This window comes from Sporosarcina thermotolerans (genome assembly GCF_030067815.1).
In the GTDB taxonomy this organism is placed as follows: Bacteria; Bacillota; Bacilli; order Bacillales_A; family Planococcaceae; genus Sporosarcina; species Sporosarcina thermotolerans.
In genome coordinates, this window is the sequence record NZ_CP125968.1 from 2,697,044 (window position 1) to 2,720,973 (window position 23,930).

A 23,930-nucleotide genomic window follows, 5' to 3' on the forward strand; every position below is an offset into this window, starting at 1 on the left:
TTCACCAGAATCCGGCCTACATTGCCGATAATGATTTCCGGAGCTGTATAATTTCCCTGGCCAGCTCCAGTGCCCGGGTATAATCATTCATCTTCTCTGCTTCTTTCGATTCATGCATCATCTCGTCAATGCGTCTTCTAATTTTATGTTTTTTTAGATGGTGTATGCAATCACTAAATTCTTGCTCTGCAAATTCTGGATCCCTTTCAAGCATTGCCGCTTCCATGACGATTTTTCGAAGTTCACGATCCTCCAAAGACTCAGCGAATCTGTGGAAATCCGGCTCGCCAGACTGTTCATAAAACCCAGCAAGTTTCACAAAAATCGTGGCGTACTCTTCTCGCATGAAAAGATCTTGGTGCTCGTCACGAATCCTATCGAATAAATTCCCGTCGTTTAACAGATGGCATAATAAAAGTCGTTCTGCCCGATCAATACTGTTTTGCTGACGCTCCGGCATATTGATAGCAATTTGAGGGGCTTGTCCAATCGACTGATTCGCCTTTTCCTGTTTTGCTTGCTGACCGACTTTTTTTATGATCTGTTCATTTAGAGCGTTGGACGATACACCGGTTTCAGTCGATAATTGACGGATCATTAAATCCCGTTCTACCGGTGATACTTTCGTTGCAAGCTCCTCTATCACTTCATGAATATATTGCAACACATCATTTTCATGTGATAAGTTCTTCGACCTTTTATAGTAGGCCATAATGAACGACATATAAGAGTATGGATTCCCTAGTACTTTCTCAGTAAATGCTTCGCCACCGTTTATAGAAATATACTCATCCGGGTCCATTTTCCCTGGTAAAAGGGCAATTTGTGCATCTAACCCTTTTTGTGCGGCAAGGAGAGCAAACCTTTTGGCGGCCTCCCAGCCTGCGTTATCGCCATCACAACAAATGATTAATTGGTTGGCGATTCGTTTCAATTTTGTTAGATGTGTGTCAGACAAGGATGTGCCCATGACTGCAACACTATTCATAATTCCTGCTTTTTCTGCAGCAATCGTGTCCATAAATCCTTCGAACAGTATTACTTTACCCGTTTTACGGACATTAAGACGTGCATGATGAAAATTATAAAGCAAACGACTTTTTTCAAAAATGGGTGTTTCAGGGCTATTCAAGTATTTAGCTTCCTCTTTTGAGTCTGATAATACCCGTCCCGAAAAGGCGACAACATTTCCATTATCGTCATGCAATGGGAACATGATACGTCCGCGGAATCTATCGAAATACCCAGTGCCGTCATTTTTCATAACACAAAGTCCGGCGCGCTCCATCTCCTTCATCTCAAATTTCTTTCGTTGTAAAAGCTGGGTGAGCACTTCTCGGTCATCAAGGGACCATCCTATACCATACTTTTCGATAAGGTCACGGGAAAATCCTCTTTGTTCCAAATAATATAATGCTTTCTCACCCTCTACTGTATTTAGCAGTAAATGACTATAAAAATTCGCTGCAAGTGAATGGGCGTCAATCATATGCTGAAAGTCACTTGTCTTCCCATTTCTTGTACGATCGTTTACCGATACTTCCAGCTCAATGCCAACCCGATCTGCAAGTTTCGAAACTGCTTCTGTAAACGGACTGTTTTCAATATCCATGATAAAAGTAATGGCATTGCCACTAGCTCCGCATCCAAAGCAATGAAACAATTGTTTATCCTCTGCAACGGAAAAGGATGGCGTATTCTCGCCGTGAAACGGACATAATCCAAACCAATTCCTTCCCCTTTTTGTCAGTTGAACATATTCTCCGATTAAATCGACGATATCTGTCTGAGATCGGATCGCCTCAATTGTCTCTTCGGGAATTTTGGTCATTCTATCATCACCATTCCCCTCTTACATAGTTCAATTCGGGATAGTTTTCATAAATCCTGCTTATTCGACAAAAAAAGTTCTTATTATAAATACATCTTTAACAAATTCTATAAAATTTACACCCAGTTTACTATTGTACACAATCCGCAAAAAAGAACCAACCATTTCTCATCGGGTGGTCCTTCTTTTCTTGTATTTTTTATAAACGCCTATTTGGTAATTCACTTAAAATAAGGTTTGCAGTTTCTTCAACAGCTCGATTTGATACATCAATCACTTTACAACCAATTTTCGATACAACTTTTTCAAAATGATCAAGTTCCTGCTTAATCCGCTCGATTCGGGCATAATTTGCATCATCCTTCAATCCAAGTACAATCAGTCTTTCTTTTCGAATCGAATTTAATACATTCGGCGAAATGACTAAACCAAAGCATTTCTTCGGGTCAATATTATATAATTCCTCGGGCGGGTCAACTTCAGGAACAAGTGGGACATTCGCGACTTTAAAACTGCGATGAGCAAGATATTGAGACAGTGGGGTCTTTGATGTCCTAGATACTCCGACTAATACTATGTCTGCTTTCATGACGCCCCTCGGATCCCGACCGTCATCATATTTTACTGCGAACTCTATCGCTTCTATCTTTTTGAAATAATCCTCATCTAATTGGCGGACAAGCCCAGGCTCTTCCTTTGGTTTTTCACCCAGTGAATTACCGATCCCTTCGACAATCGGCCCTAATAAATCTATGCAATTTAATCCATTAAGTTGACACTCTTGTTTAAGTTTTTCACGCATGGAGCTTTTCACTAGTGTATAGATGATGACGGCTTGTTGTTGTTTAGCCAAATACGCTATTTCCCTAAGTTGGGATTCATCCTCAACATGTGAAAAGCGTTTCATCGATACAGTTTCCAGGTCCTGCCTGAATTGGCACGCTGCTGCCTTGGCAACTAGGTCTGCTGTCTCACCGACAGAATCGGAAACGATGAACAATGTTAACTTTCTCATTGTATCACTCCTTTTTCTTTATGCACTAAGCCACACCGCTTATAATTCATGTTCCTCTGCTAGCGAAAGGAAAGCTCGTGTAATATTAGTTTTGGTTATTCTTCCCACTACTTCTAGCCCTTCTTCTTTAGCGTATATTACTGGTAGGGAGTCTATTTGTTGATCAATCATTTTTTTTGCCACCTGAATAAGTGAATCCTGCTTTTTACAATATGTTATATTCGGCATCCTCGTCATAATGACATGTACCGGAATTTTATCAAGTTCACTGTTACCGAGACTTGTTCGTAAAAGATCCTTCCTGGACAGAACACCTGTTAGAAATGAATTTTTATCCACAACAAACAAAGTGCCAACATCATCCAAAAACATTTGGCAGATAGCATCATAGACTGTAACATTTTCATTTACAACAACAGGAATGGACTGGAAATCTCCGACCTTCATTCCAATCATGCCATCCATGACCGATTGGGTCGGCTTCTTTCCCGAATAGAAATAACCGACACGCGGCCTTGCATCCAAATAGCCCGCCATCGTTAAAATTGCTAGATCGGGTCGTATCGTGGCTCTTGCCAAATTCAATCTTTCAGCTATCTGTTCACCAGTGATGGGACCGTCTGCTTTCACAATTTCAAGAATTTCCGTCTGGCGCTTATTCAATTCCATATGAATCACCGCCCTAATCGTTCGATAATAGATACTTGAATAGTATAGCATTTTACAACAATAATTCCTAACCCGATGGCTTCCTAACTAACTTTGTTTTATGTAATTGGCTATTTGGTTTGCAGAGCGACATAAAGCGTGCTACACTATTACTGAATTAAATAGGCGAGGAAAGGCCTATAAGTAATGCCAACAATAGCGAACGGGGACAGTGGAAGCCCGTAAAGGCATGAAACGGCAGCCTGGAGCCAAAAACTTTTTAAGTGGGTTGTTTCTACAACCAATCGGGGTGGAACCGCGGGTTATTATGCACTCGTCCTCGGACTGTATGTCCGGGGATGGGTGCTTATTTTAATTGGAGGGATTTTTTATGTTAACAATGGAACAGATTGTAAATTTATCGAAGCAAAGAGGCTTTGTCTTCCCAGGCTCCGATATTTATGGCGGATTAGCAAATACTTGGGATACGGTCCACTGGGTATTGCATTGAAAAATAACATTAAACGCGCTTGGTGGCAGAAATTTGTCCAGGAATCCCCTTATAACGAAGGTCTGGATGCTGCGATTCTGATGAATCCAAAAGTATGGTCTGCTTCCGGCCACATCGGGAATTTCAATGATCCAATGATTGATTGTAAGAAATGTAAAACGAGGCACCGTGCTGACAAACTGATTGAAGACGCATTAGATGAAAAAGGTATCGAACTTGTAGTTGACGGGATGCCATTTGAAAAAATGGAGGCACTTATCCAAGAACATACTATCGTTTGCCCAAGCTGTGGTGCAATGGACTATACTGGAATTCGCCAGTTCAACTTGATGTTCAAAACTTCACAAGGCGTGACTGATTCATCTGCAAATGAAATCTATCTACGCCCTGAAACAGCTCAAGGGATTTTCGTGAACTTTAAAAATGTTCAACGCTCTATGCGTAAAAAGATGCCATTTGGAATTGCACAAATCGGAAAAAGCTTCCGTAATGAAATCACACCAGGTAACTTCACATTCCGTACACGTGAATTTGAACAAATGGAATTGGAATTCTTCTGTAAGCCTGGAGAAGACATGAAATGGTATGAATATTGGAGAGATTTCTCTGAGAAATGGCTAGTAGACCTTGGTTTGACAGTCGGAAACATTCGACTTCGTGAACATAGTTCTGATGAACTTTCTCATTACTCAAAAGGTACAGTTGATATCGAATACAAATTCCCATTCGGTTGGGGAGAACTTTGGGTATTGCAAACCGTACGGATTTCGACTTATCCAGACATATGGAACATTCCGGAGAAGACTTCCATTATCAAGACCCAGTTACAAACGATAAGTACATTCCATACTGCATTGAGCCATCTGTTGGTGCGGACCGTGTCACATTGGCGTTCTTATGTGATGCGTTTGACGAAGAGGAGCTTGAAGGAGACGATAAGCGTACTGTGATGCGTTTCCACCCAGCTATAGCACCTATCAAAGCAGCTGTTCTTCCATTGTCGAAGAAGTTGGCTGAAGGCGCTGATGAGGTGTATGCAGAGCTTCGTAAGCATTTCGCTGTGCAGTATGATGATTCTCAATCCATCGGACGCCGTTACCGCCGTCAGGATGAGATTGGCACGCCATTCTGTATCACATACGACTTCGATTCTGAAGAAGATCGCCAAGTGACTGTTAGACACCGCGATTCCATGGAACAAGTCCGTATGCCAATCGCAGACGTAAAAGCATACATCGAAAAGCACCTGGAATTTTAATACTAAAAAATAAAATGTTGCTTTACGTTCCAGGCGGACGCCTTCCACTTCAAGCAACGGAATATCAACATACTGATTATTAGTTTAAAAATAATAAAAACCACAGGAGAAGGTTAGTCGCCTTCTTCCGGTGGTTTTTCTCTTTGTGGCAATAATTCTGGGGTTCTTTCCAATTGGTCAAGAAATGACCTCGATTTCAAACGTACTCCGACCTGCTCATCATATACTGTCCGAACTATTTTTTTCATGAATTGCTTTGTCGCTTTTTTTAACTTCAACGATCCGACCTGCTGAATCGGTACCGTGAAGAAGGTTCGGATTAGTCTAAGTTGCGTTGGAGTGATCCGAATCAGATATGGATCGATTTGATAACAGCGATGACAGAGGAAGCCGATTTCTCTGAAAGAAAATGCGAATTCTCCTTCAGTTGACCCACAATTTGCACATTGATGAAGGACAGGATGCACGCCCGCAATTGGCAGCATCTTCCATTCAACAAATAACGAAATTGCTTCAGGGTCATATTGTTCATTGATTGCATGAAGCGCATCATGGAGCAAGCCAAAAACGTTTGGACTTGCCCCACGGTCTTCTGTCAATCGATCGATTAACTCAACAATATAACTCGCGTATGCCGTAGCTTCGAGGTCCTCCCGAATATGCCGCATTGAATCGATTGGTTCCCCTTGCTCAAGAGTACCCATTCCACGACCCGACCGTAAAAGATAAAATCCATATGTGAATGTTTGTGTGACAGCGGATAGACGGCTTGCAGGCTTTTTTGCGCCTCTTGCCATCGCCGTCATTTTCCCTGCTTCACGGGTGTAGAGCGTTACGATTTTATTCGCTTCACCATAGGGCATGCTTTTAAGAACGATCCCTTCCCATTTATTAAGCAAGGCCGTCACTCCTTTTCATTAACGACTCAATACTCATCTTCCCTGAAACCGAACTCACGCAGTTGGCCTGGCTTATTACGCCAGTCCTTCTGCACCTTCACCCACAGTTCTAAAAACACTTTCGATCCAAGTAGCATTTCGATATCATGTCTTGCCTTCGTGCCAATTTCTTTTAGTAAAGCACCTTTTTTGCCGATCACAATCCCCTTTTGGGAATCTCGGTCAACTACAATTGTTGCAGAAACTTCAACGAGTCCACGGGTTTCATCACGATCAATTTTCTCGATGACAACCGCCACGGAATGTGGAATTTCTTCACGTGTAAGATGCAAAACCTTTTCACGGATCAATTCAGATATAATGAAGCGCTCCGGATGGTCTGTTACCTGGTCATCAGGATAATATTTAGGCCCTTCCGGCAAATACTTCGTCAAAGTCTCCATTAATCTTTCAACATTATTCCCATTAAGGGCAGATAATGGTACAACTTCCGCAAATTCATAGACTTCGGTATATGACGTAATCGTTGATAACAAGTTATCTGGGTGAACCAAATCAATTTTATTGATAACTAAAAAGACTGGTGTTTTCGTATTTTGTAATAAGTCGATTATGAATCTGTCACCACCGCCTATTGGCTCATTGGCATTCACCATGAACATGATGACATCGACTTCTTTTAATGTATTTCGTGCAGCCTTCACCATAAAATCTCCAAGCTTATGCTTCGGTTTATGGATACCTGGAGTATCTATGAATATCAACTGCGATTCATCCGTAGTTACGACGCCTTGAACTTTATTCCTTGTCGTTTGTGGCTTATCGCTCATAATTGCGATTTTCTGTCCAACGACACGATTTAAAAATGTGGATTTACCGACATTCGGACGTCCAATGATTGAAATGAATCCTGATTTAAATTTATTGCTGTCCTTCTGCATAATCTAAATCCTCCTTGGAAAAAGCGCCAGGCAGCAATTCTCCAACGGTTGTAGCTTGGACCTCACCTTTTAAATTCGTCAAATAAACCGGCATTGAATGATCGCAGAATTCTGCTATGACTTGTCTGCATGCTCCGCATGGTGAAACAGGGCCTTCTGTATCTGCAACAATTGCAAGCGCCTTAAACTTTGTAACACCTTCAGAGACTGCCTTGAAAAACGCAGTCCGCTCCGCACAATTCGTCATACTGTATGCCGAGTTTTCAATATTACAACCATGGTACAATTGGCCATCTTCACTTAAAAGAGCCGCTCCTACCGGAAACTTTGAATAAGGCACATATGCCTTTTCGCGTGCAAGCTTTGCTTCATCCATTAATATATTTTTATCCATAAACTCACTCCTAGAGATTAATTATTACAACCATTTTGGAATGAAAATAATCATACCGATGATTGCACAACAAATTGCAAATATCAAAACCGCTCCGGAGGCCAAATCCTTAGCTTGCTTAGCTAACGGATGGAATTCCTCCGTTACGAGATCGACCGTCCTTTCAATTGCAGTATTCAACAACTCAAGGGCTAACATTCCTCCAATGAGAAGTATAATGATAATCCACTCCATCTTTGATAGTCCTGTAAGTATTCCCCGACAATAACTCCGATGGCCGCAATTGTATGAAACTTCATATTCCGTTCGGCGATAATGCAATGTTGTATTCCTTTATAAGCATAATGAAATGATTTGAAGAAAGGATGCATTTCTATGTCACCTTTCAAGGCCGAATGAAGAAAGAATATCCTTCTGCCTTCCGAACATTTTCTTTTCATCATCTTCCGTCATATGGTCATATCCAAGTAGATGCAGGAAACCATGCAATGCTAAAAAACCAATTTCACGTTTTTCATCATGACCATACTCCGCAGCTTGCCTATTTGCAGTTTCGACCGAGATAATAATGTCCCCAAGTACAATGGGCATATCATCTTCTTGTACAATGGCAACTTCACCTTCTGTCATTTCTTCAAGTGCGAATGAAATAACATCGGTTGCTTTATCTTTTCCCCTGTATTCAGCGTTTAGTTTGCGTATTTCTTCGTCTGTCATGAAAGTGATGGAAATCTCGGGACTTCCCTTAAGATCCTCCATTTTAGCAGCATGATCCAATACATCCTGAATAAGCTTTGTAATATCATCGGTCACTTTTTCAGTTCTGTCATCGAAATAAATATCCAGCATTCTCTTGCCTTCCTCCTATCAGTCCGGGTATTCAATCCGGCTATGGAATATGCCGTTCAACGTCTCGCAAATGACGTTCTCGATTGTCTTCAACTCTCTCATGGACAAATCGCATTCATCGAATTGGCCATCACTTAATTTACTTGAAATAATCGATTTGACCAATTTCGAAATTTTCTCCGGCGTCGGTTCTTTTATTGAACGTACCGCAGCTTCAACACTATCCGAAATTGAAATGATTGCAATTTCCTTCGTCTGTGGCTTGGGGCCAGGATATCGGAAATCATCCTCAACTACATCCTGTCCCATTTCCTTCGCCTTTACAAAAAAGAATTTCAAAAAGCTTGTTCCATGGTGCTGTCTAGCAATATCAACGATCTCAGATGGCATCTTATGCTTCGCAAGTAAATCTGCTCCGTCAGTAGCATGAGCAATAATGATATCACGGCTTTTTTCAGGTGGCAAAGCATCATGTGGATTTGTTGTCCCATGTTGGTTCTCGATGAAAAAGTTTGGTCTCACGGTTTTCCCAATATCATGATAGTAACTTCCCACTCTTGCCAACAATCCATTAGCCCCGACGGATTCACAGGCGGCATCTGCTAAATTCGCAACCATGACACTATGGTGATATGTACCAGGTGTTTCTGTAAGAACTTTTTTCAGTAATGGGTGATTGGGGTTTGATAATTCTATCAACCTCATGTCAGAAAGCAATCCAAACGCTGATTCAAAGAAAGGCATTAGTCCAATGGTCAGCGCTCCAGAGACTATTCCAGATGTTAAAGCGACAATTAGGTAAAATATCAATTCCGTTAGGTCGTATGTAGACTGAGTCATTAATAAATAAAACCCTATGAATAAAATATTGGACGCAGCAACGGCAAGACTCGTCCTTAAGATATTCGACCTTCTTCCGTTATTACCTAAGACATAAATACTAACGATCCCACCAAATAGGATATAAAGGACAATTTCCATTTGCATGATTGAAGTGAATCCTTCATGAAGCATAATTCCAGCAGTTGCGGCGGTGACTATCGTCATCATGAAAGCCAAGCGCTCATTCGTCAATAGTTTCACAAGAAGAGGCGCCAATGCAGTCGGGAATAAAAATGCAACTTGGACATCAAACTCCTTATCTATCAATCCAATTAGTTTCATCATTACAGCTAATATAAAAAAGATACTATAAACAATTAGCAAGGACTTTTTCTTCTTATTGCTTTTTTCTTGCCATGTCAGGAAATGCATATAAATAATTGCCGACACAAACAATACAAAAAGGCTCAGTCCTATAATCGGTTTTAAAGAGGATTGATTTGTCAATAAGCCAGCCAACTCTAACTGTCTATATATTTCGGAATCAATGAATTGCCCCTCTCGGACAATTACTTGTCCTTGCAGAATCCTTTTCGATTCAACCGCATTTTTCTCCTCTTCAATCCGTTTATTCGTCAACTCTTTATTAATCGTTTCAGTTTCGACAACTAAGGATCTTCCGAGTGTGATTAACGTCTGCAAAACAGCTGGCCTAATGGCCTCGGATAAACGAAGTTTCCTCTCTACCTCGTACCTTACTGTAGAAAGATCTCCACCTCGAATCGGTTTTGATAATTCTTCTTCAATTATCGTAGAGACTTCCCTTTGCATTTTCCTTAACTCAATAATATTTTCATTCAATAAGCTGCTTATCGCTTCATTGGTCAGCCTTAAGCCCGGCTCTTCTTCCTCCAACTTAGTAAACTTTGTCCGGATTTCTTTTATTTGATCAGAGCGGGACTTCACTATTTTGGATTCATCATCGGGGTCCGGAACATTTACCTGTTTGGCTTCTATGATAATATCAAAAAGCTGTGTCGCTATCGCTGACCTATTTTTCGAAATATCTTCATTGAATTGATAAAAAGGCGTTACTTCAGCTTCAATTCTACGTTTCTCCTGCTCTGTTTTCACGGTATCCTCGACTGTTTTCAAGGACCTAATCGTTTTTGGAGAAATTTTGAATTCATGCAGTTCATATGTTTCTTGCTTTACATTCCCATACATCAACGAAAATAATGCAATAGCCGCCAAGATGACTACAAACAGAGAAAGGTATTTGAACTTCAATGACTTGAAAAGCTTCACCACTGGTTTGAACACGATTGATCCCCCCTGCCCTTATATCTTTTTACTGTTGTTTATAAAAATACTGAAAGAGCAGCCACTTTAAGATGACTGCTCACTTTCATAAGCTTCAATGATTTTTGCAACAATTGGGTGGCGTACAACATCACCCTGCTCAAGGTACTGGAAGTGTATTTCAGATACATTTTTCAAAATCGATTCCGATGCAATTAGCCCTGATCCGATTCCTTTAGGCAAGTCAATTTGGGTTTTATCCCCCGTAATCACCATTTTAGACCCGAAGCCAAGTCGTGTCAGAAACATTTTCATTTGAGCCTTTGTTGTATTCTGGGCCTCATCAAGAATTACGAAAGCATCATCGAGCGTACGGCCCCTCATATAGGCCAGGGGAGCAATTTCAATGACTCCCCCTCTCCATTAGTCGTTCAGTGTGTTCTGCCCCTAAGACATCATGTAGAGCGTCATACAGAGGACGTAAATAAGGATCGACCTTTTCTTTTAGATCCCCTGGAAGGAAACCAAGACTTTCTCCAGCTTCCACAGCTGGTCTCGTCAAAATTATCTTTTTGACACTGCCAGTTTTCATAGCTTGCACAGCTAGAACTACGGCAAGATATGTCTTTCCTGTCCCTGCTGGACCAATGCAAAAAACAAGGTCATTTTTCCGTATCGCATGGATATATTCACGCTGACCAATCGTCTTTGCACGGATTGCTTTTCCTTTTGTAGTTCTCGCAACTTCTTCGTCATACAGTTCTGAAAAATATTCAATTGTTCCATTCTTCACCATTTCGATGGCTGTAGAAATATCCCGCAAGTTAATGTTGATTCCTTTTCGTATGACCTTTAAGAGTTGCTCAAGTAAGAACTTTCCTGCTTGGATGTCTTTTTCTTCACCCGCCAATGAAATCGTATCGCCCCGTGTCAGGATAGAAATACTCATTGACTCTTCAATCATTTTCAAATTCTGATCAGAAATGCCTAAAAGCATAACCGCTTCATTTGGTTCCTCAATATGAAGTTGAATTACTTGTTCACTCAATAGTTTCAGTCTCCTTGGGAATCGGTCTTCTAACCGCTATATTTTCATTCATTAAAAATAATATAGTCCCCTCAACTGTATCACTTCCGAACGTCAAGTGTAAAATGTTTTCATCTTTAATGATGAGATTGGACTGTGAATCATTTAAGATTTTGTGTTTTATTAATGGAAGGATGATGGATTCTCCCATGTCTTCAGTTAATTCAAACTGTTCAATTCGGTCTTCTCGGACATGTTCAGTTTTTATAAAGGATCGGAAAGATGGAATACCTTCTTTTTTCCAAACAATTGGGGATTGCCAATGAACGATTACGTTCTCTTCACCTAACAACTGGTAGTCTATTGTTTTCGGGATTTTAAACGTGTATTCTGTCCAAAAATCGGCAAACACTGAACCCTCCGCACCTACAACTGTCGTCTTATCCCCCTGTACCAAAGTGCCAGTCACCAGCAAATCCCCTTTCTTCACTGTTTGGAAGACGTGGGCCACCCTCTCCCCCTACTTAATCGAAAGCTTGTAATAACCCCACCGGTTCTTGCGATTAAATCGGAGGGCGGACCATCTTTTTCAACTTTGTCGTTCAACTTCGGTGATAACATTGGGGTGATTGTCAATGTACTTCCTGATCTTTTGAATCTAACCCAGGATAGTGATGGATCGTCAAGCATTAGCGCTCGTCTAATTTCTCCTTCATCAGGAATTGTGGAAAGGGGCCGAAATTTTGAAATTGACGCTTTATCCAATTTAATTTCAATTCGTTCAGCCACTTCTGGCATATCCGATTCAATCTCTATTTCCCAAAGAAACATTGATGCGATTAAAGGAATTAGGCATGCTATCAAAAACCGGAAAGAGGTAAATAGCCGCTGTTCCACGGATCCTTCATCTGGCCTTTTTATAGATACCTTCATCCTATATCGACGCCTATTATTCCGTATGAATTGGATGCCTTTCTTGTCAGTTTGGAATCGGATTTTGTCATCCGATTCTGTTATCCCTGTAATCTTGACCCCAGACCTTGCGAGGAAACCTAAAAACCTGGATGGATCAGTTTTGCCCGTTAAAATGACTTCGTATCTTTTATGAATCATAGGCGCCCTGTCCATCCTTAACTTCCTTCATGGATACCGTTGAAATGGCCTCAAAAGAGAACACCGCCAATTCCTCTGATAAGGTCTCAACGATAAGATCTTCCCCTGTTGCTTCAATGACATGATCCCCACTTCGAACTGCTGCGTAATCGGGGCCGAGTTTCAATAGAGTATAAGGACCCGTGATACGAATAACGACAAATTCATCAATTGTTACTGAAGAGTTCATTTTAAATAAATTTTTCATGATAAAACCCCCTATCCAAGCCTATGATTTGGATAGGGGGTCGATGATTATTGTTTTGATTTAGGCGGTCCTAAAATTTCAGAGAAGATGATGCCCTTGATAAGATCCTGTTCGTTTTGGGAATCATATGGGACTGTTCAACAGGTTTTTCCCAAACTGCTTCACCTTGATGAGTAGAGAGTCTGCCTCGGTGGGTATTTTTCTGAGATGGCTTTTCCCTTTCTCTACGTTGAGAAGGCTTTGAAATCTCTTGAGGTTTCTCCTCGACAGGAACCATTTTCGACATATTTGCCGGTTCAGTTTGCCTGCTTGGCGGTTCATCAATTTCCGTTTGAAACTCCCGTTGAATTTCTTTATACATCTCTTGGGACATCTCTTTTAATCTTCGCAATGGATCTTGTGCACGTGTATCTGGTTTCGCAGATGGCCATTGCTGTTGTTTCGATTGTGTAGAGGGCCGTTTTGTTTGTGTCTTCGATTCTTCACCAGGTTTTTTCCCTTTGAAGAGCATACTGATGAATCCCAAGACAACTGCTATGATCAACGTTTCCATCTGTGCATCCCCTTTCCGGGAATTTTATGCTCAAACGTCACTCTTTCTTTGCATCCGGTTTTGGCTGATCTCCACCAATTTTGCTGATGGATTCACGCATTCCTGTATCCGCTTGGATATTTTTATAATTCATATAGTCCATGATGCCGATATTGCCAGTACGGAGTGCTTCAGCCATCGCTAAAGGTACTTCAGCCTCAGCTCCGACCACTTTCGCGCGCATCTCTTGGACTCTCGCTTTCATTTCCTGTTCGTTCGCAACAGCCATTGCACGGCGTTCTTCGGCTTTAGCTTGTGCAATATTCTTATCAGCCATCGCTTGTTCAGTTTGAAGCTCTGCACCGATGTTTTTACCGATGTCAACGTCCGCGATATCGATGGATAAGATTTCGAAAGCCGTACCGGAGTCAAGTCCTTTTGCCAATACAGTCTGAGAAATCAAATCCGGATTTTCCAACACTTTCGCATGGTCGATAGACGCACCGATTGTTGAAATAATACCTTCACCAACACGTGCAACAACTGTTTCTTCACCTGCACCACCGACAAGCCGGTCGATGTTGGCACGTACTGTAATACGAGCTTTCGCTTTAACTTCAATCCCGTTAAGTGCAACACCTGCGATGAATGGTGTTTCGATGACTTTCGGGTTAACTGACATTTGTACCGCTTCAAGAACATCACGACCAGCAAGATCGATTGCAGCAGCACGTTCGAAAGTCAACTCTATATTAGCACGGTGTGCAGCAATTAATGCATTGACAACACGGTCGACGTTACCACCAGCAAGGTAATGGCTCTCAAGTTGATTGATTCCAACATTCAAACCAGCTTTATGCGCCTTAATAAGCGGATTTACGACCCTGCTTGGAATTACCCGACGTAAACGCATACCGATTAACGTGAAAATACTAACTCGTACACCTGCTGCCAACGCCGAAATCCATAGCGTTACAGGAACAAGTGTGAAAAATACTGACAGTACAATGATTGCCCCGATGATGATTAATCCCGGAATAAGTAAACCTCCTGCAAGTGCTCCCATTATTCATTTTCCCCCTTTTTTTCAGATTCCCTGACAACAATCCGGGATCCTTCAACCTTCACTATAATAACATGTTTACCTTTGTCGATGTAACTTCCTTGGGAAACAACATCAATTCGTTCTCCATTCATATCAATCGTTCCCGCTGGTCTGAGAGGAGTGATAGTTTTGGCTTTCTTACCTAACAGTTCAGTCCGATTGACGTTCGAGACATACCCGCTATCGGTATCTGTTGAATCCATCAGCACCATCTTATTAAGCAAGTGCAACCTTTTTCCAAAAAACTTCATTATGATCACCATCCCAATGACGGCAACAGCAATCGCGATAAGAACAGAATAAGCCATGTACATCGGATTGCCACCTGCCAAAATGATACTAACAACAACCGCAATCGCACCAAGGGTCCCGGCAATTCCACCTGGTAGGAAAAGCTCCAATATAATAAGAATGACACCTATGCCAAAAAGGATCAGCGTCTCATAACCTGCCAAGCCGGCGATAAGATGTCCGAAAAAGAATAACATCAATGAGCTGATCGCCATCGTCCCAGGAACCCCGAAACCAGGAGAATAAAGTTCCACTACAAGGCCGAGTCCTGCAATTGATAGCAAGATTGGTACAACGATCGGATGTGTAATGAAACGTACAATCCCTTCAGCAAATGACACTTTTGTTGCAATGATTTCTGCATCTTGCAGTCCATTCAATTTTAAAAGTTCATCCAATGAAGAGACGGTTCCTTCACTATATCCGACTTCCTCACTTACCGCTTCGCTTGCTGTAAGTGTCAACAGCTTGCCAGGTCCTGCACGATACTGCTCAAGGTCAACTGACGGTTCAGCCATTGCAATCGCAAATTCCGGATTACGACCATGAGATTCGGCTGCGCTTTTCATTTCAGCAACCCATAGACTATGTGCCTTATCATCCGCGGCATTACCAGAACCCTCAATCACTTGTGCAGCGCCGATTTTACCATTCGGTGACATATAGATCTGATCAGCATAAAGTGCGATGTATGCCCCTGCTGAAATTGCCTTGTAATTGATAAAGGCTATGATATCAGGCTCTGTCTCACTCATCAGCTTTGCAATCTCGCCCGCCGCGTCGGTAAAACCTCCATTTGTATTGATTTCAAGGATGATCGCTTTGGCATTTGCATCCTCAGCTTCACGGAAGGATCGTTTTAGATACGCATAAAGGCCTTTTTCTACAGCCTCATCAATTTTCACATGGTAGACTTTGTCAACCGCGGCTGACGTTTGTGCAAAAGGAACAGAAATCATAGATAAAAATAAAATGAACAGGATGAACTTTCCTATCATTTTATGCATCTTTATGTTCACCCCTTTCTCTACTTACAATTATACCTTCTTTACGTATGGTAATGGTATTAAGTTTCACTCTATTAGATGTTTTAAAATATTATTTGCGAAAACGCATATAAAAAACCGGAAATTCCAAAGGAAGTTCCGGTTTCATAATAAACAAGCTTTAATTGTTAGTTCAATATGGACAGATATTAGAATTTACGCTTACGAGCAGCCTCAGACTTCTTTTTACGTTTGACACTTGGTTTCTCGTAGAACTCGCGCTTTCTTACCTCTTGTATTGTACCACTTTTTGATACAGTACGTTTGAAGCGGCGAAGAGCGTCTTCAAGCGATTCATTTTTGCGAACGACAGTTTTCGTCATATCTCTTGTCCCTCCCTCCGAGCACACTTCGAAACAAGGTGATACCCTTGTACTAAAAAATTATAACGTACTATTACAAAACGGTCAATAAAAAACTTTCAAAATATCTATCCAAAATAGGTGAATGCCTTTGTAATCGTCCCAAACCTATCAATAATCAGAATCGCTTTGTAATCCTTGCATGATTTTAACGCCTGAACTTGCTCCAATGCGTGTTGCGCCGGCATTAATCATTTTTTGCATATCCTCAAAGTTACGAACTCCTCCGGATGCTTTCACACCCATTTCCGGCCCAACTACTCCACGCATCAACTTTACATCTTCCTCAGTCGCACCGCCTGTAGAGAAGCCAGTTGACGTTTTAACGAAATCAGCTCCAGCTGCACGTGATAATTCAGAAGCCTTGCGCTTTTCCTGGTCAGTAAGCAAAGAAGTTTCAATGATTACTTTAACAATCGCTTTTCCTTTTGCTGCTTCTACTACGCTTGCAATGTCTTGTCCAACTTTTTCATCATCTCCGCTTTTTAAAGCGCCGATATTTATAACCATATCGATTTCAGTTGCACCATTGCCAATCGCATCTTTCGTTTCAAATGCTTTTACCTCTGATGTTGATGCACCAAGTGGAAATCCGATGACTGTACAAACTTTCACGTCTGTCCCTTCAAGAAGTTCCGAGGCTGTTTTTACCCACGCTGGATTGACACAGACCGATGCGAATGAATAAGTTTTCGCTTCTTCACATAATAAAACGATTTCTTCCTTTTTTGCGTCAGCTTTCAGTAATGTATGATCAATATACGATGCATAATTTTTATTCAATGTAAATAATCCTCCTTGAGTTGTATGTACCTCTTCATCATAACAAAAATTGTTTTCCTCTGCATTAAAAAACAGTCCACCCGTAAGGATAGACTGTTTTCTAAAAATTATACAAGCGCTTCGTCTGATTCGACAACGCGCACGAATTGCCCTTCGTTATATGGATAACCCGCTTTGACAATCTTCACTTTAACAATTTTCCCGACCATTGACTCATCTGCTTGGAAAGCAACTTTCAAATAATTATCAGTATACCCTTCATACAAGCCACTTTCAGGATCAAGCTTGTACTTTTCTTCCGGGATGACTTCGAGTACTTCATTTTCGAATTCAGAAGCATATTGTTTCGCCAATTGATCGTTCAATTCGATTAAACGGTGAACACGTTCGTTTTTCACATCTTCATCTATTTGATCTTCCATGCGCGCAGCAGGTGTTCCTGTCCGTTTCGAATAAGGGAATACATGTAATTCAGAGAATCTGTGGTCTCTGATGAAATTATACGTATCCATGAATTCCTCTTCAGACTCACCCGGGAAACCAACGATGACGTCAGATGTGATTGCAAGATTCGGCAACGCTTCACGTAAACGATCCAATCGTTCCGCGAAAAACTCCATTGTATATTTTCTTCTCATACGTTTAAGCACTGTATTGGATCCTGATTGAATCGGGATATGCAAATGGCGCACAATAACAGAAGAATTTCGAAGAACATCAATCACTTCATCAGTTAATTGACTTGCTTCGATGGAGCTGATGCGAAGCCTTTTCAAGCCTTTTACTTTCGTTTCAAGATCGCGTAACAGACGGGCCAGGTTATAGTCTTTCAAATCTTCTCCATAGCCACCCGTATGGATACCCGTAAGGACGATTTCAAGATAGCCGGCATCAACAAGCTGTTGAGCTTGTCGGATGACTTCTTCGGGGTCCCTTGAACGCATTAGGCCTCGTGCCCAAGGAATAATACAGAAGGTGCAGAAGTTGTTGCAGCCTTCCTGGATTTTCAAAGATGCACGTGTACGGTCCGTAAATGCAGGGACGTCAAGCTCTTCATAAACCCTGTTTTTCATAATATTGCGGACAGCATTGATTGGTTGACGTTCGCTTCGGTACTCATCGATGAGACCTAATAACTTCGTACGATCCTGTGTACCGACAACAATATCGACCCCAGGAATTGCCATGATTTCAGCTGGAGATGTCTGGGCGTAACAGCCCGTAACACAAATAACGGCATCCGGATTTCTACGCACTGCCCTTCGAATGACTTGACGGCTTTTCTTATCGCCAGTATTCGTAACCGTACATGTATTGATAACATAGACGTCTGCATTTTTCTCGAAATCGGAACGGTCGTAGCCAGATTCCTTGAAAAGTTGCCAGATCGCTTCCGTTTCATAATGATTCACTTTGCAGCCTAATGTATGAAAAGCAACAGAAGACACTAGCTGCTCACCTCTTTCATTCAAATTCGTAAGACACTGCGGACAATAGATATAAAGGGGCTGTTTCCGTCCTAAGAATACGGGGTCCTAATGATACCGAGAGAAATCCAGCAGAGACTAACGAGTCCGCCTCTTTTCTGGATAACCCACCTTCAGGCCCGAAAACAACTATTACCGTTTGTTTATGATACACGTTTTTAAGCCTATCTGCAATCCTATTGGGTTCAGCACTTTTTGCATCCTCTTCATCAGCAAATAACCGTACATCATAGTTTTCGGCTTCGACTAAAAGCTGTTTGAAAGACAGAGGAGGTTTCACATTCGGGATAACAGTCCGGTGACATTGTTCTGCTGCTTCTTTTGCAATTTTACGTAACCGATCCACTTTCTTATCGCCTTTTTTACTATCCCATTTAACAATAGATCGTTCTGCTTCAAATGGAATAATCGCTTTCATGCCAAGCTCAGTTCCTTTTTGGACAATCAAGTCAAGCTTATCCCCTTTTGGTAAACCGCAAGCAATAGACACTTGAACCGGCATTTCATTGGATGATAGTGGCCCTTCATTACAACTGATAAGAACCCCGTCAGAAAATAGTTCTATGATTTCTGAGATAAATGCCTCACCATCAGTGACGGCGATGATTCGATCCCCTACATTCATCCTCATGACCTTGACAATATGTTTACCATCTTCTCCTTGAATCATTGCTTTTCCATCTACGTCGAAAGGAGAGTCAAGAAAATAGCGTTGCAACCGTTACACTCCCCTTTTGGATGCGATAATTGCAACCCAATCTTCCATTAATATTGACTCAACAATTTCAAAGCCTTTTTCAATAAGATCATCCCTTACAAGGTCACGTTTTTGGGCAATGATTCCCGATACTATGAACAGTCCATTGTCAGGCAAGATAGAATATGCGTCTTCCGTAAACGTCATGATCACTTCCGCAAGAATATTGGCGACAATTATTGAAGCTGGATCCTTCACAGAGTCTAATAAGTTTCCGTGAGTGACTTCCACAATGTTTTGGACATTATTCAATTCTATATTTTCTTTTGCCGCAGTTACAGCGACTTCATCAAGATCGAGTGCATGAACATGTGATGCACCAAGTAGGGCTGCGCCGATTGACAATACACCTGAACCGGTTCCAACGTCAATGACAGAGTCACCTTTTTTAACGTATTTTTCAAGTGCCTGTAGACAGAGGACGGTTGTTGGGTGAGTTCCAGTTCCGAATGCCATCCCTGGATCCAGTTCAATAATCAATTCATCAGATTCAACCGGTTCATAATCTTCCCAAGTAGGCACGATTGTGAACCTGCTAGAGATTTTCACTGGATGATAATATTTCTTCCAAGCAGTAGCCCAATCTTCTTCATCCACTTCACTTGTTTGAACCAAATTGATACCGACATCTAAGCCATACTCAACTAATTTGTCTACGGATTCACTAATTTCTTTTACAGTTTCTATTAAAAAGCTATTGGCAGGTAAATAAGCTTTGACAATGACACCCTCAGCAGGAAAATCCTCTTTTTTCAACTCATAGATTTCCCCGAAACGATCTTCATGGATGCGATCGGGTTCATTTGAATCTTCGATTATGACACCACTTGCTCCTGCTTCATGCAAGATATTGGCAACCGCTTCGGTCGCTTCATGTGTTGTATGGATGGAGATTTCAGACCACTTCAACTACATTCATCCCTTTCAGTCGCCTTTTAGTGTTCGTTTAATTTTGTCAAAAAGAGAGCTTGAGTATTCATCTGGTGAGTTGCCTCCGATAGAAGCGAATTCACGAAGTAGTTCCTTTTGTTTTTCGGTCATTTTCTTAGGAGTAACTACTTTGATAATTACGTGTTGGTCGCCTTGTCCGTGACCATGGACATTTTTTACTCCTTTTCCGCGTAAACGGAAGTTCGTTCCTGTTTGTGTCCCAGCAGGTACTTTCAATTTCACATTCCCATGTACGGTCGGCACTTCGATTTCATCACCAAGCGCCAATTGCGGGAATGTAACAGGCACTTCAAGGTAAATATCATCACCTTCACGGACGAAACTTTCATGTTCTCTGACCCGGAATACAATGTACAGATCCCCAGAAGGTCCGCCATTTACTCCAGCTTCGCCTTGACCGGATACTCGCAGTTGCTGTCCGTCATCAACTCCAGCAGGAATAGTTACTTTAATCTTCTTCCGTTTTGTCACTCTTCCTGAACCATGGCATGTGTTACATTTTTCAGGGATAATTTTCCCTGTACCTTGACAATGTGGACATGTACGGCGATTTACCATCTGACCAAGAGGCGTATTTTGTGTCACTGAAATCTGTCCAGATCCACCACAGTGCGAACAAGTGTTGACAGGTGTTCCTTTTTTAGCACCTGATCCATCACAAGTATCACATGTCTCTTCTTTTGGCAATTCGACTTCGGTTTCTTTACCGAAAACCGCTTCCATGAAATCGATTGTCATTGTATATTGAAGATCATCGCCTTTTCTTGGGGCGTTTGGATCACGACGTCTTGTGCTTCCGCCTCCAAAAACGTGCTGAAAATATCTTCGAATCCGAATCCGTCTGCTGATCCTCCGCCTCCGAATCCACCAAATCCTTGGTTAGGGTCTGAATGACCAAATCTGTCGTAATTTGCACGTTTGCTTTCATCACTCAATGTTTCAAATGCTTCTGTTACTTCTTTAAACTTATCTTCTGCTCCTGCTTCTTTATTCAAGTCAGGGTGATATTGTTTCGATAGTTTCCTATAAGCTTTCCTTATTTCTTCTTTGCTTGCTGATTTCGAAACGCCAAGCACTTCGTAAAAATCTCGTTTACTCATTATTCCACACTCCCATAAATCAATCGACACTATTTTATATTATTCAATTCGGCTAAAAGCTCGACTAATTGTAACACGTGAAGAACCTTTACCAAAAGAAAAAGCCAAAGCCGGAATATCGGACTTTGACTTTTCCGTCAATCGATCGTTCAATTAGTTTTTCTTATCATCTTCAACTTCTTCAAAATCAGCATCTACAACGCCATCATCTTGCGGCTTGCCGCTAACATCTTCACCCGCTCCATCTTGAGCTTGTGCGTCTGCAGCAGCTTGTTCATATAATTTCATCGTCATTTGTTGCACGATTTCTTCCAAAGCTGTTTTCTTCGTACGCATATCATCCAAATTGTTAGCTTCAATAGCCGCTTTCAATTCTGCTTTTGCATCCTCAACTTTTTTCACTTCGTCTTCGGATACTTTGCCTTCGAGATCCTTCAATGTCTTTTCAGCCATGAAAACGAGTTGGTCCGCGTCATTTTTCAAATCTGCTTCCTCTTTACGTTTCTTGTCGTCTTCAGCGTTCGCTTCGGCGTCTTTCACCATGCGCTCGATTTCGTCATCAGATAGACCTGAGCTTGATTGGATTGTAATATTTTGCTCTTTCTGAGTACCAAGATCTTTCGCTTTAACTGTAACAATACCGTTTTTGTCGATATCAAATGTCACTTCAATTTGTGGAATTCCACGTGGAGCTGGTGGAATATCTGTCAATTGGAAGCGGCCAAGTGTTTTATTGTCTGAAGCCATCGGACGCTCACCTTGCAAGACATGGATGTCAACAGCAGGTTGGTTATCCGCAGCTGTTGAGAATACTTGTGACTTACTTGTAGGGATTGTCGTATTTCTTTCGATCAATTTTGTAAATACGCTTCCCATTGTTTCAATACCAAGTGAAAGTGGTGTGACGTCAAGCAATACAACATCTTTCACATCTCCACGAATGATTGAACCTTGAACAGCTGCACCCATTGCAACAACTTCGTCTGGGTTTACACCTTTGAACGGTTCTTTTCCAGTTTCTTTCTTAATCGCTTCTTGGACTGCTGGAATTCGTGTTGAACCACCAACAAGGATAACACGGTCAATTTCGGACGCTGATAGATCAGCATCTTTCATCGCTTGGCGTGTTGGTACCATAGAACGTTCAACTAAATGAGCTGTCAATTCATCGAATTTAGCACGCGTTAATGAAATTTCAAGGTGCAATGGACCAGCTTCGCCAGCTGTGATGAACGGCAAGGAAATTTGTGTAGAAGTTACACCGGAAAGGTCCTTTTTCGCTTTTTCCGCTGCATCTTTCAAACGTTGCATCGCCATTTTGTCTTTTGAAAGGTCAATTGCGTTTTCTTTACGGAATTCTTGAACAAGGTAGTCGATGATAACATCGTCAAAATCGTCCCCGCCCAATTTATTGTCTCCAGCTGTCGCACGTACTTGGAATACGCCGTCGCCAAGTTCAAGGATAGAAACGTCGAATGTACCACCACCAAGGTCGTATACAAGGATTGTTTCATCTTCATCTGTCTTATCTAAGCCGTATGCCAATGCAGCCGCTGTCGGCTCGTTTATGATCCGTTCTACTTCAAGACCTGCAATTGTTCCAGCATCTTTTGTTGCTTGGCGTTGTGCATCATTGAAATAAGCTGGTACAGTAATGACCGCTTTTGTCACTTTTTCACCTAAGTATTCTTCTGCATATCCTTTCATGTATTGAAGGATCATTGCGGAAACTTCTTGAGGTGTATATTCTTTATCTTCAACTTTTACTTTATAATCAGATCCCATATGTCTTTTAACGGACATGATTGTGTTTGGGTTTGTAATGGATTGACGCTTAGCCACTTCACCGACTTGGCGTTCGCCGTTTTTAAAAGCTACTACAGATGGAGTTGTACGATTGCCTTCCGGGTTAGGAATGACCTTTGCTTCTCCACCTTCATATACTGCTACTACAGAGTTTGTAGTTCCTAAGTCAATACCGATAATTTTGCTCATTTGTATTCCTCCTAAATATAATGCAAATTAAAAGATTTAACGGGTTATTCGTTAACTTTGACCATGGAAGGTCGAAGCACACGATCTTTTAACATATACCCTTTTTGAAGTTCCTCAAGCACGATGCCTGAAGACTTATCAGGTTCGCTGCCTGTCATAACCGCTTGATGGAAATTAGGATCGAACTCTTTATCATATGCCTCGATTTCGACAAGTCCTTCGCCTTTTAGTGCATCGACAAGGCTGCGATATATCATATCCATGCCTGTCATAAGTGACTGTGCTTCTTCAGTTTTTGTTTCAACAGCCAAAGCACGTTCAAAATTATCAAGCACAGGCAATAGATTTGTAAGGATACTCTGTGCTTTGTACTTATTCAAAGCTTCTTTATCAAGAGTTGCTCTTCTTTTAGCATTTTCAAAATCAGCGAGTACACGGAATAGCTTGTTTTCCTCGTCTTGTAACTTCGATTCCAACTCACTTATCTTTGCATCTTTTTCATCGATTACTTCGTTCGTCTCTTCCAAACTTTCATCGGATCCGGAAATCGTTTCCTGTTCGGCATCCAAAACTGCTGAATCAGTACTTACTTCCTCCTGCTTTTCGATAGCATCATTTTCAACTTCATTCATTTTATCAGTCACAAATCTTTCCTCCTATCCAA

At 41.4% G+C, this 23,930-nt stretch carries 19 protein-coding genes and 5 pseudogenes; 1 reads left to right on the top strand and 23 read right to left on the bottom strand.

Features of this window, described 5'->3' with window-relative positions; all coding sequences use genetic code 11:
• Positions 1–16 precede the first annotated feature (16 nt).
• From dnaG to ccpN, 3 genes are all read right to left on the bottom strand, one after another.
• Positions 17–1,831 carry a DNA primase gene (dnaG, locus tag QNH10_RS15300; protein ID WP_283732220.1) on the bottom strand — a complete coding sequence of 605 codons (1,815 nt, stop codon included), beginning with the start codon at positions 1,829–1,831 and terminating at the stop codon, positions 17–19.
• A gap of 199 nt (positions 1,832–2,030) precedes the next feature.
• Complete coding sequence (locus QNH10_RS15305) at positions 2,031–2,846, bottom strand: pyruvate, water dikinase regulatory protein (protein ID WP_283732221.1); 816 nt, start codon at positions 2,844–2,846, stop codon at positions 2,031–2,033.
• 39 nt (positions 2,847–2,885) lie between these two features.
• Positions 2,886–3,515, bottom strand: coding sequence for a transcriptional regulator CcpN (gene ccpN, locus QNH10_RS15310; protein WP_381427416.1), 630 nt, complete (start codon positions 3,513–3,515; stop codon positions 2,886–2,888).
• Positions 3,516–3,885: 370 nt separating this feature from the next.
• Here ccpN and QNH10_RS15315 point away from each other — a divergent pair.
• Positions 3,886–5,263, top strand: a pseudogene (locus tag QNH10_RS15315) (glycine--tRNA ligase).
• A 113-nt stretch (positions 5,264–5,376) separates the two neighbouring features.
• On the opposite strand, the gene recO reads toward QNH10_RS15315, so the two are convergent.
• From recO to grpE, 20 genes and pseudogenes are all read right to left on the bottom strand, one after another.
• Positions 5,377–6,162: a DNA repair protein RecO gene (gene recO / locus QNH10_RS15320; protein WP_283732222.1), complete on the bottom strand. Its 786-nt coding sequence runs from the start codon at positions 6,160–6,162 to the stop codon at positions 5,377–5,379.
• Positions 6,163–6,188: 26 nt separating this feature from the next.
• Positions 6,189–7,103 (bottom strand): GTPase Era, encoded by a 915-nt coding sequence (gene era, locus QNH10_RS15325; protein WP_283732223.1) that lies wholly within the window; start codon positions 7,101–7,103, stop codon positions 6,189–6,191.
• Entirely contained in the window at positions 7,084–7,497 is a 414-nt protein-coding gene (locus tag QNH10_RS15330) for a cytidine deaminase (RefSeq protein WP_283732224.1), read from the bottom strand. Before QNH10_RS15330 ends, era begins: the two co-directional genes overlap by 20 nt.
• 24 nt (positions 7,498–7,521) lie before the next feature.
• Positions 7,522–7,868 (bottom strand): annotated as a pseudogene (locus tag QNH10_RS15335) (diacylglycerol kinase family protein).
• A gap of 7 nt (positions 7,869–7,875) precedes the next feature.
• Positions 7,876–8,346, bottom strand: a complete 471-nt coding sequence (gene ybeY, locus QNH10_RS15340; protein WP_283732225.1) for an rRNA maturation RNase YbeY — start codon at positions 8,344–8,346, stop codon at positions 7,876–7,878.
• 18 nt (positions 8,347–8,364) lie between these two features.
• Positions 8,365–10,491, bottom strand: coding sequence for an HD family phosphohydrolase (locus QNH10_RS15345; RefSeq protein ID WP_283732226.1), 2,127 nt, complete (start codon positions 10,489–10,491; stop codon positions 8,365–8,367).
• 66 nt (positions 10,492–10,557) lie between these two features.
• Positions 10,558–11,518: pseudogene (locus QNH10_RS15350) on the bottom strand (PhoH family protein).
• Positions 11,511–12,625, bottom strand: a pseudogene (locus QNH10_RS21260) (sporulation protein YqfD). The pseudogenes QNH10_RS15350 and QNH10_RS21260 overlap by 8 nt, the downstream one beginning before the upstream one ends.
• Positions 12,600–12,857 carry a hypothetical protein gene (locus QNH10_RS15365; protein ID WP_283732229.1) on the bottom strand — a complete coding sequence of 86 codons (258 nt, stop codon included), beginning with the start codon at positions 12,855–12,857 and terminating at the stop codon, positions 12,600–12,602. Before QNH10_RS15365 ends, QNH10_RS21260 begins: the two are co-directional and overlap by 26 nt.
• 70 nt (positions 12,858–12,927) lie before the next feature.
• Positions 12,928–13,410 (bottom strand): hypothetical protein, encoded by a 483-nt coding sequence (locus QNH10_RS15370; protein ID WP_283732230.1) that lies wholly within the window; start codon positions 13,408–13,410, stop codon positions 12,928–12,930.
• 37 nt (positions 13,411–13,447) lie between these two features.
• Entirely contained in the window at positions 13,448–14,455 is a 1,008-nt protein-coding gene (floA, locus tag QNH10_RS15375) for a flotillin-like protein FloA (RefSeq protein WP_283732231.1), read from the bottom strand.
• Positions 14,455–15,792 (bottom strand): NfeD family protein, encoded by a 1,338-nt coding sequence (locus QNH10_RS15380; protein WP_283732232.1) that lies wholly within the window; start codon positions 15,790–15,792, stop codon positions 14,455–14,457. Before QNH10_RS15380 ends, floA begins: the two co-directional genes overlap by 1 nt.
• 188 nt (positions 15,793–15,980) lie before the next feature.
• Entirely contained in the window at positions 15,981–16,154 is a 174-nt protein-coding gene (rpsU, locus tag QNH10_RS15385; protein ID WP_009496905.1) for a 30S ribosomal protein S21, read from the bottom strand.
• Between the two features lie 150 nt (positions 16,155–16,304).
• Positions 16,305–16,976, bottom strand: coding sequence for a deoxyribose-phosphate aldolase (gene deoC, locus QNH10_RS15390; RefSeq protein ID WP_283732233.1), 672 nt, complete (start codon positions 16,974–16,976; stop codon positions 16,305–16,307).
• A gap of 107 nt (positions 16,977–17,083) precedes the next feature.
• Positions 17,084–18,424, bottom strand: coding sequence for a tRNA (N(6)-L-threonylcarbamoyladenosine(37)-C(2))-methylthiotransferase MtaB (gene mtaB / locus QNH10_RS15395; RefSeq protein ID WP_283732234.1), 1,341 nt, complete (start codon positions 18,422–18,424; stop codon positions 17,084–17,086).
• Positions 18,425–18,440: 16 nt separating this feature from the next.
• On the bottom strand, positions 18,441–19,181 hold the full coding sequence (locus tag QNH10_RS15400) for a 16S rRNA (uracil(1498)-N(3))-methyltransferase (protein ID WP_283732235.1): 741 nt from the start codon (positions 19,179–19,181) through the stop codon (positions 18,441–18,443).
• A 3-nt stretch (positions 19,182–19,184) separates the two neighbouring features.
• Positions 19,185–20,129 (bottom strand): 50S ribosomal protein L11 methyltransferase, encoded by a 945-nt coding sequence (gene prmA, locus QNH10_RS15405; protein WP_283732236.1) that lies wholly within the window; start codon positions 20,127–20,129, stop codon positions 19,185–19,187.
• Between the two features lie 15 nt (positions 20,130–20,144).
• Positions 20,145–21,271, bottom strand: a pseudogene (dnaJ, locus tag QNH10_RS15410) (molecular chaperone DnaJ).
• Positions 21,272–21,424: 153 nt separating this feature from the next.
• Positions 21,425–23,266, bottom strand: a complete 1,842-nt coding sequence (gene dnaK, locus QNH10_RS15415; RefSeq protein WP_283732237.1) for a molecular chaperone DnaK — start codon at positions 23,264–23,266, stop codon at positions 21,425–21,427.
• A gap of 44 nt (positions 23,267–23,310) precedes the next feature.
• Positions 23,311–23,910 carry a nucleotide exchange factor GrpE gene (gene grpE / locus QNH10_RS15420; protein WP_283732238.1) on the bottom strand — a complete coding sequence of 200 codons (600 nt, stop codon included), beginning with the start codon at positions 23,908–23,910 and terminating at the stop codon, positions 23,311–23,313.
• Between the last annotated feature and the right edge of the window lie 20 nt (positions 23,911–23,930).

Excerpts from the sequence above, each read along its gene's own strand:
- dnaG (WP_283732220.1), bottom strand. The coding sequence starts at position 1,831 with ATGACCAAAATTCCCGAAGAGACAATTGAGGCGATCCGATCTCAGACA.
- QNH10_RS15305 (WP_283732221.1), bottom strand. The coding sequence starts at position 2,846 with ATGAGAAAGTTAACATTGTTCATCGTTTCCGATTCTGTCGGTGAGACA.
- ccpN (WP_381427416.1), bottom strand. The coding sequence starts at position 3,515 with ATGGAATTGAATAAGCGCCAGACGGAAATTCTTGAAATTGTGAAAGCA.
- era (WP_283732223.1), bottom strand. The coding sequence starts at position 7,103 with ATGCAGAAGGACAGCAATAAATTTAAATCAGGATTCATTTCAATCATT.
- QNH10_RS15330 (WP_283732224.1), bottom strand. The coding sequence starts at position 7,497 with ATGGATAAAAATATATTAATGGATGAAGCAAAGCTTGCACGCGAAAAG.
- ybeY (WP_283732225.1), bottom strand. The coding sequence starts at position 8,346 with ATGCTGGATATTTATTTCGATGACAGAACTGAAAAAGTGACCGATGAT.
- QNH10_RS15365 (WP_283732229.1), bottom strand. The coding sequence starts at position 12,857 with ATGAAAAATTTATTTAAAATGAACTCTTCAGTAACAATTGATGAATTT.
- QNH10_RS15370 (WP_283732230.1), bottom strand. The coding sequence starts at position 13,410 with ATGGAAACGTTGATCATAGCAGTTGTCTTGGGATTCATCAGTATGCTC.
- floA (WP_283732231.1), bottom strand. The coding sequence starts at position 14,455 with ATGGGAGCACTTGCAGGAGGTTTACTTATTCCGGGATTAATCATCATC.
- QNH10_RS15380 (WP_283732232.1), bottom strand. The coding sequence starts at position 15,792 with ATGCATAAAATGATAGGAAAGTTCATCCTGTTCATTTTATTTTTATCT.
- rpsU (WP_009496905.1), bottom strand. The coding sequence starts at position 16,154 with ATGACGAAAACTGTCGTTCGCAAAAATGAATCGCTTGAAGACGCTCTT.
- dnaK (WP_283732237.1), bottom strand. The coding sequence starts at position 23,266 with ATGAGCAAAATTATCGGTATTGACTTAGGAACTACAAACTCTGTAGTA.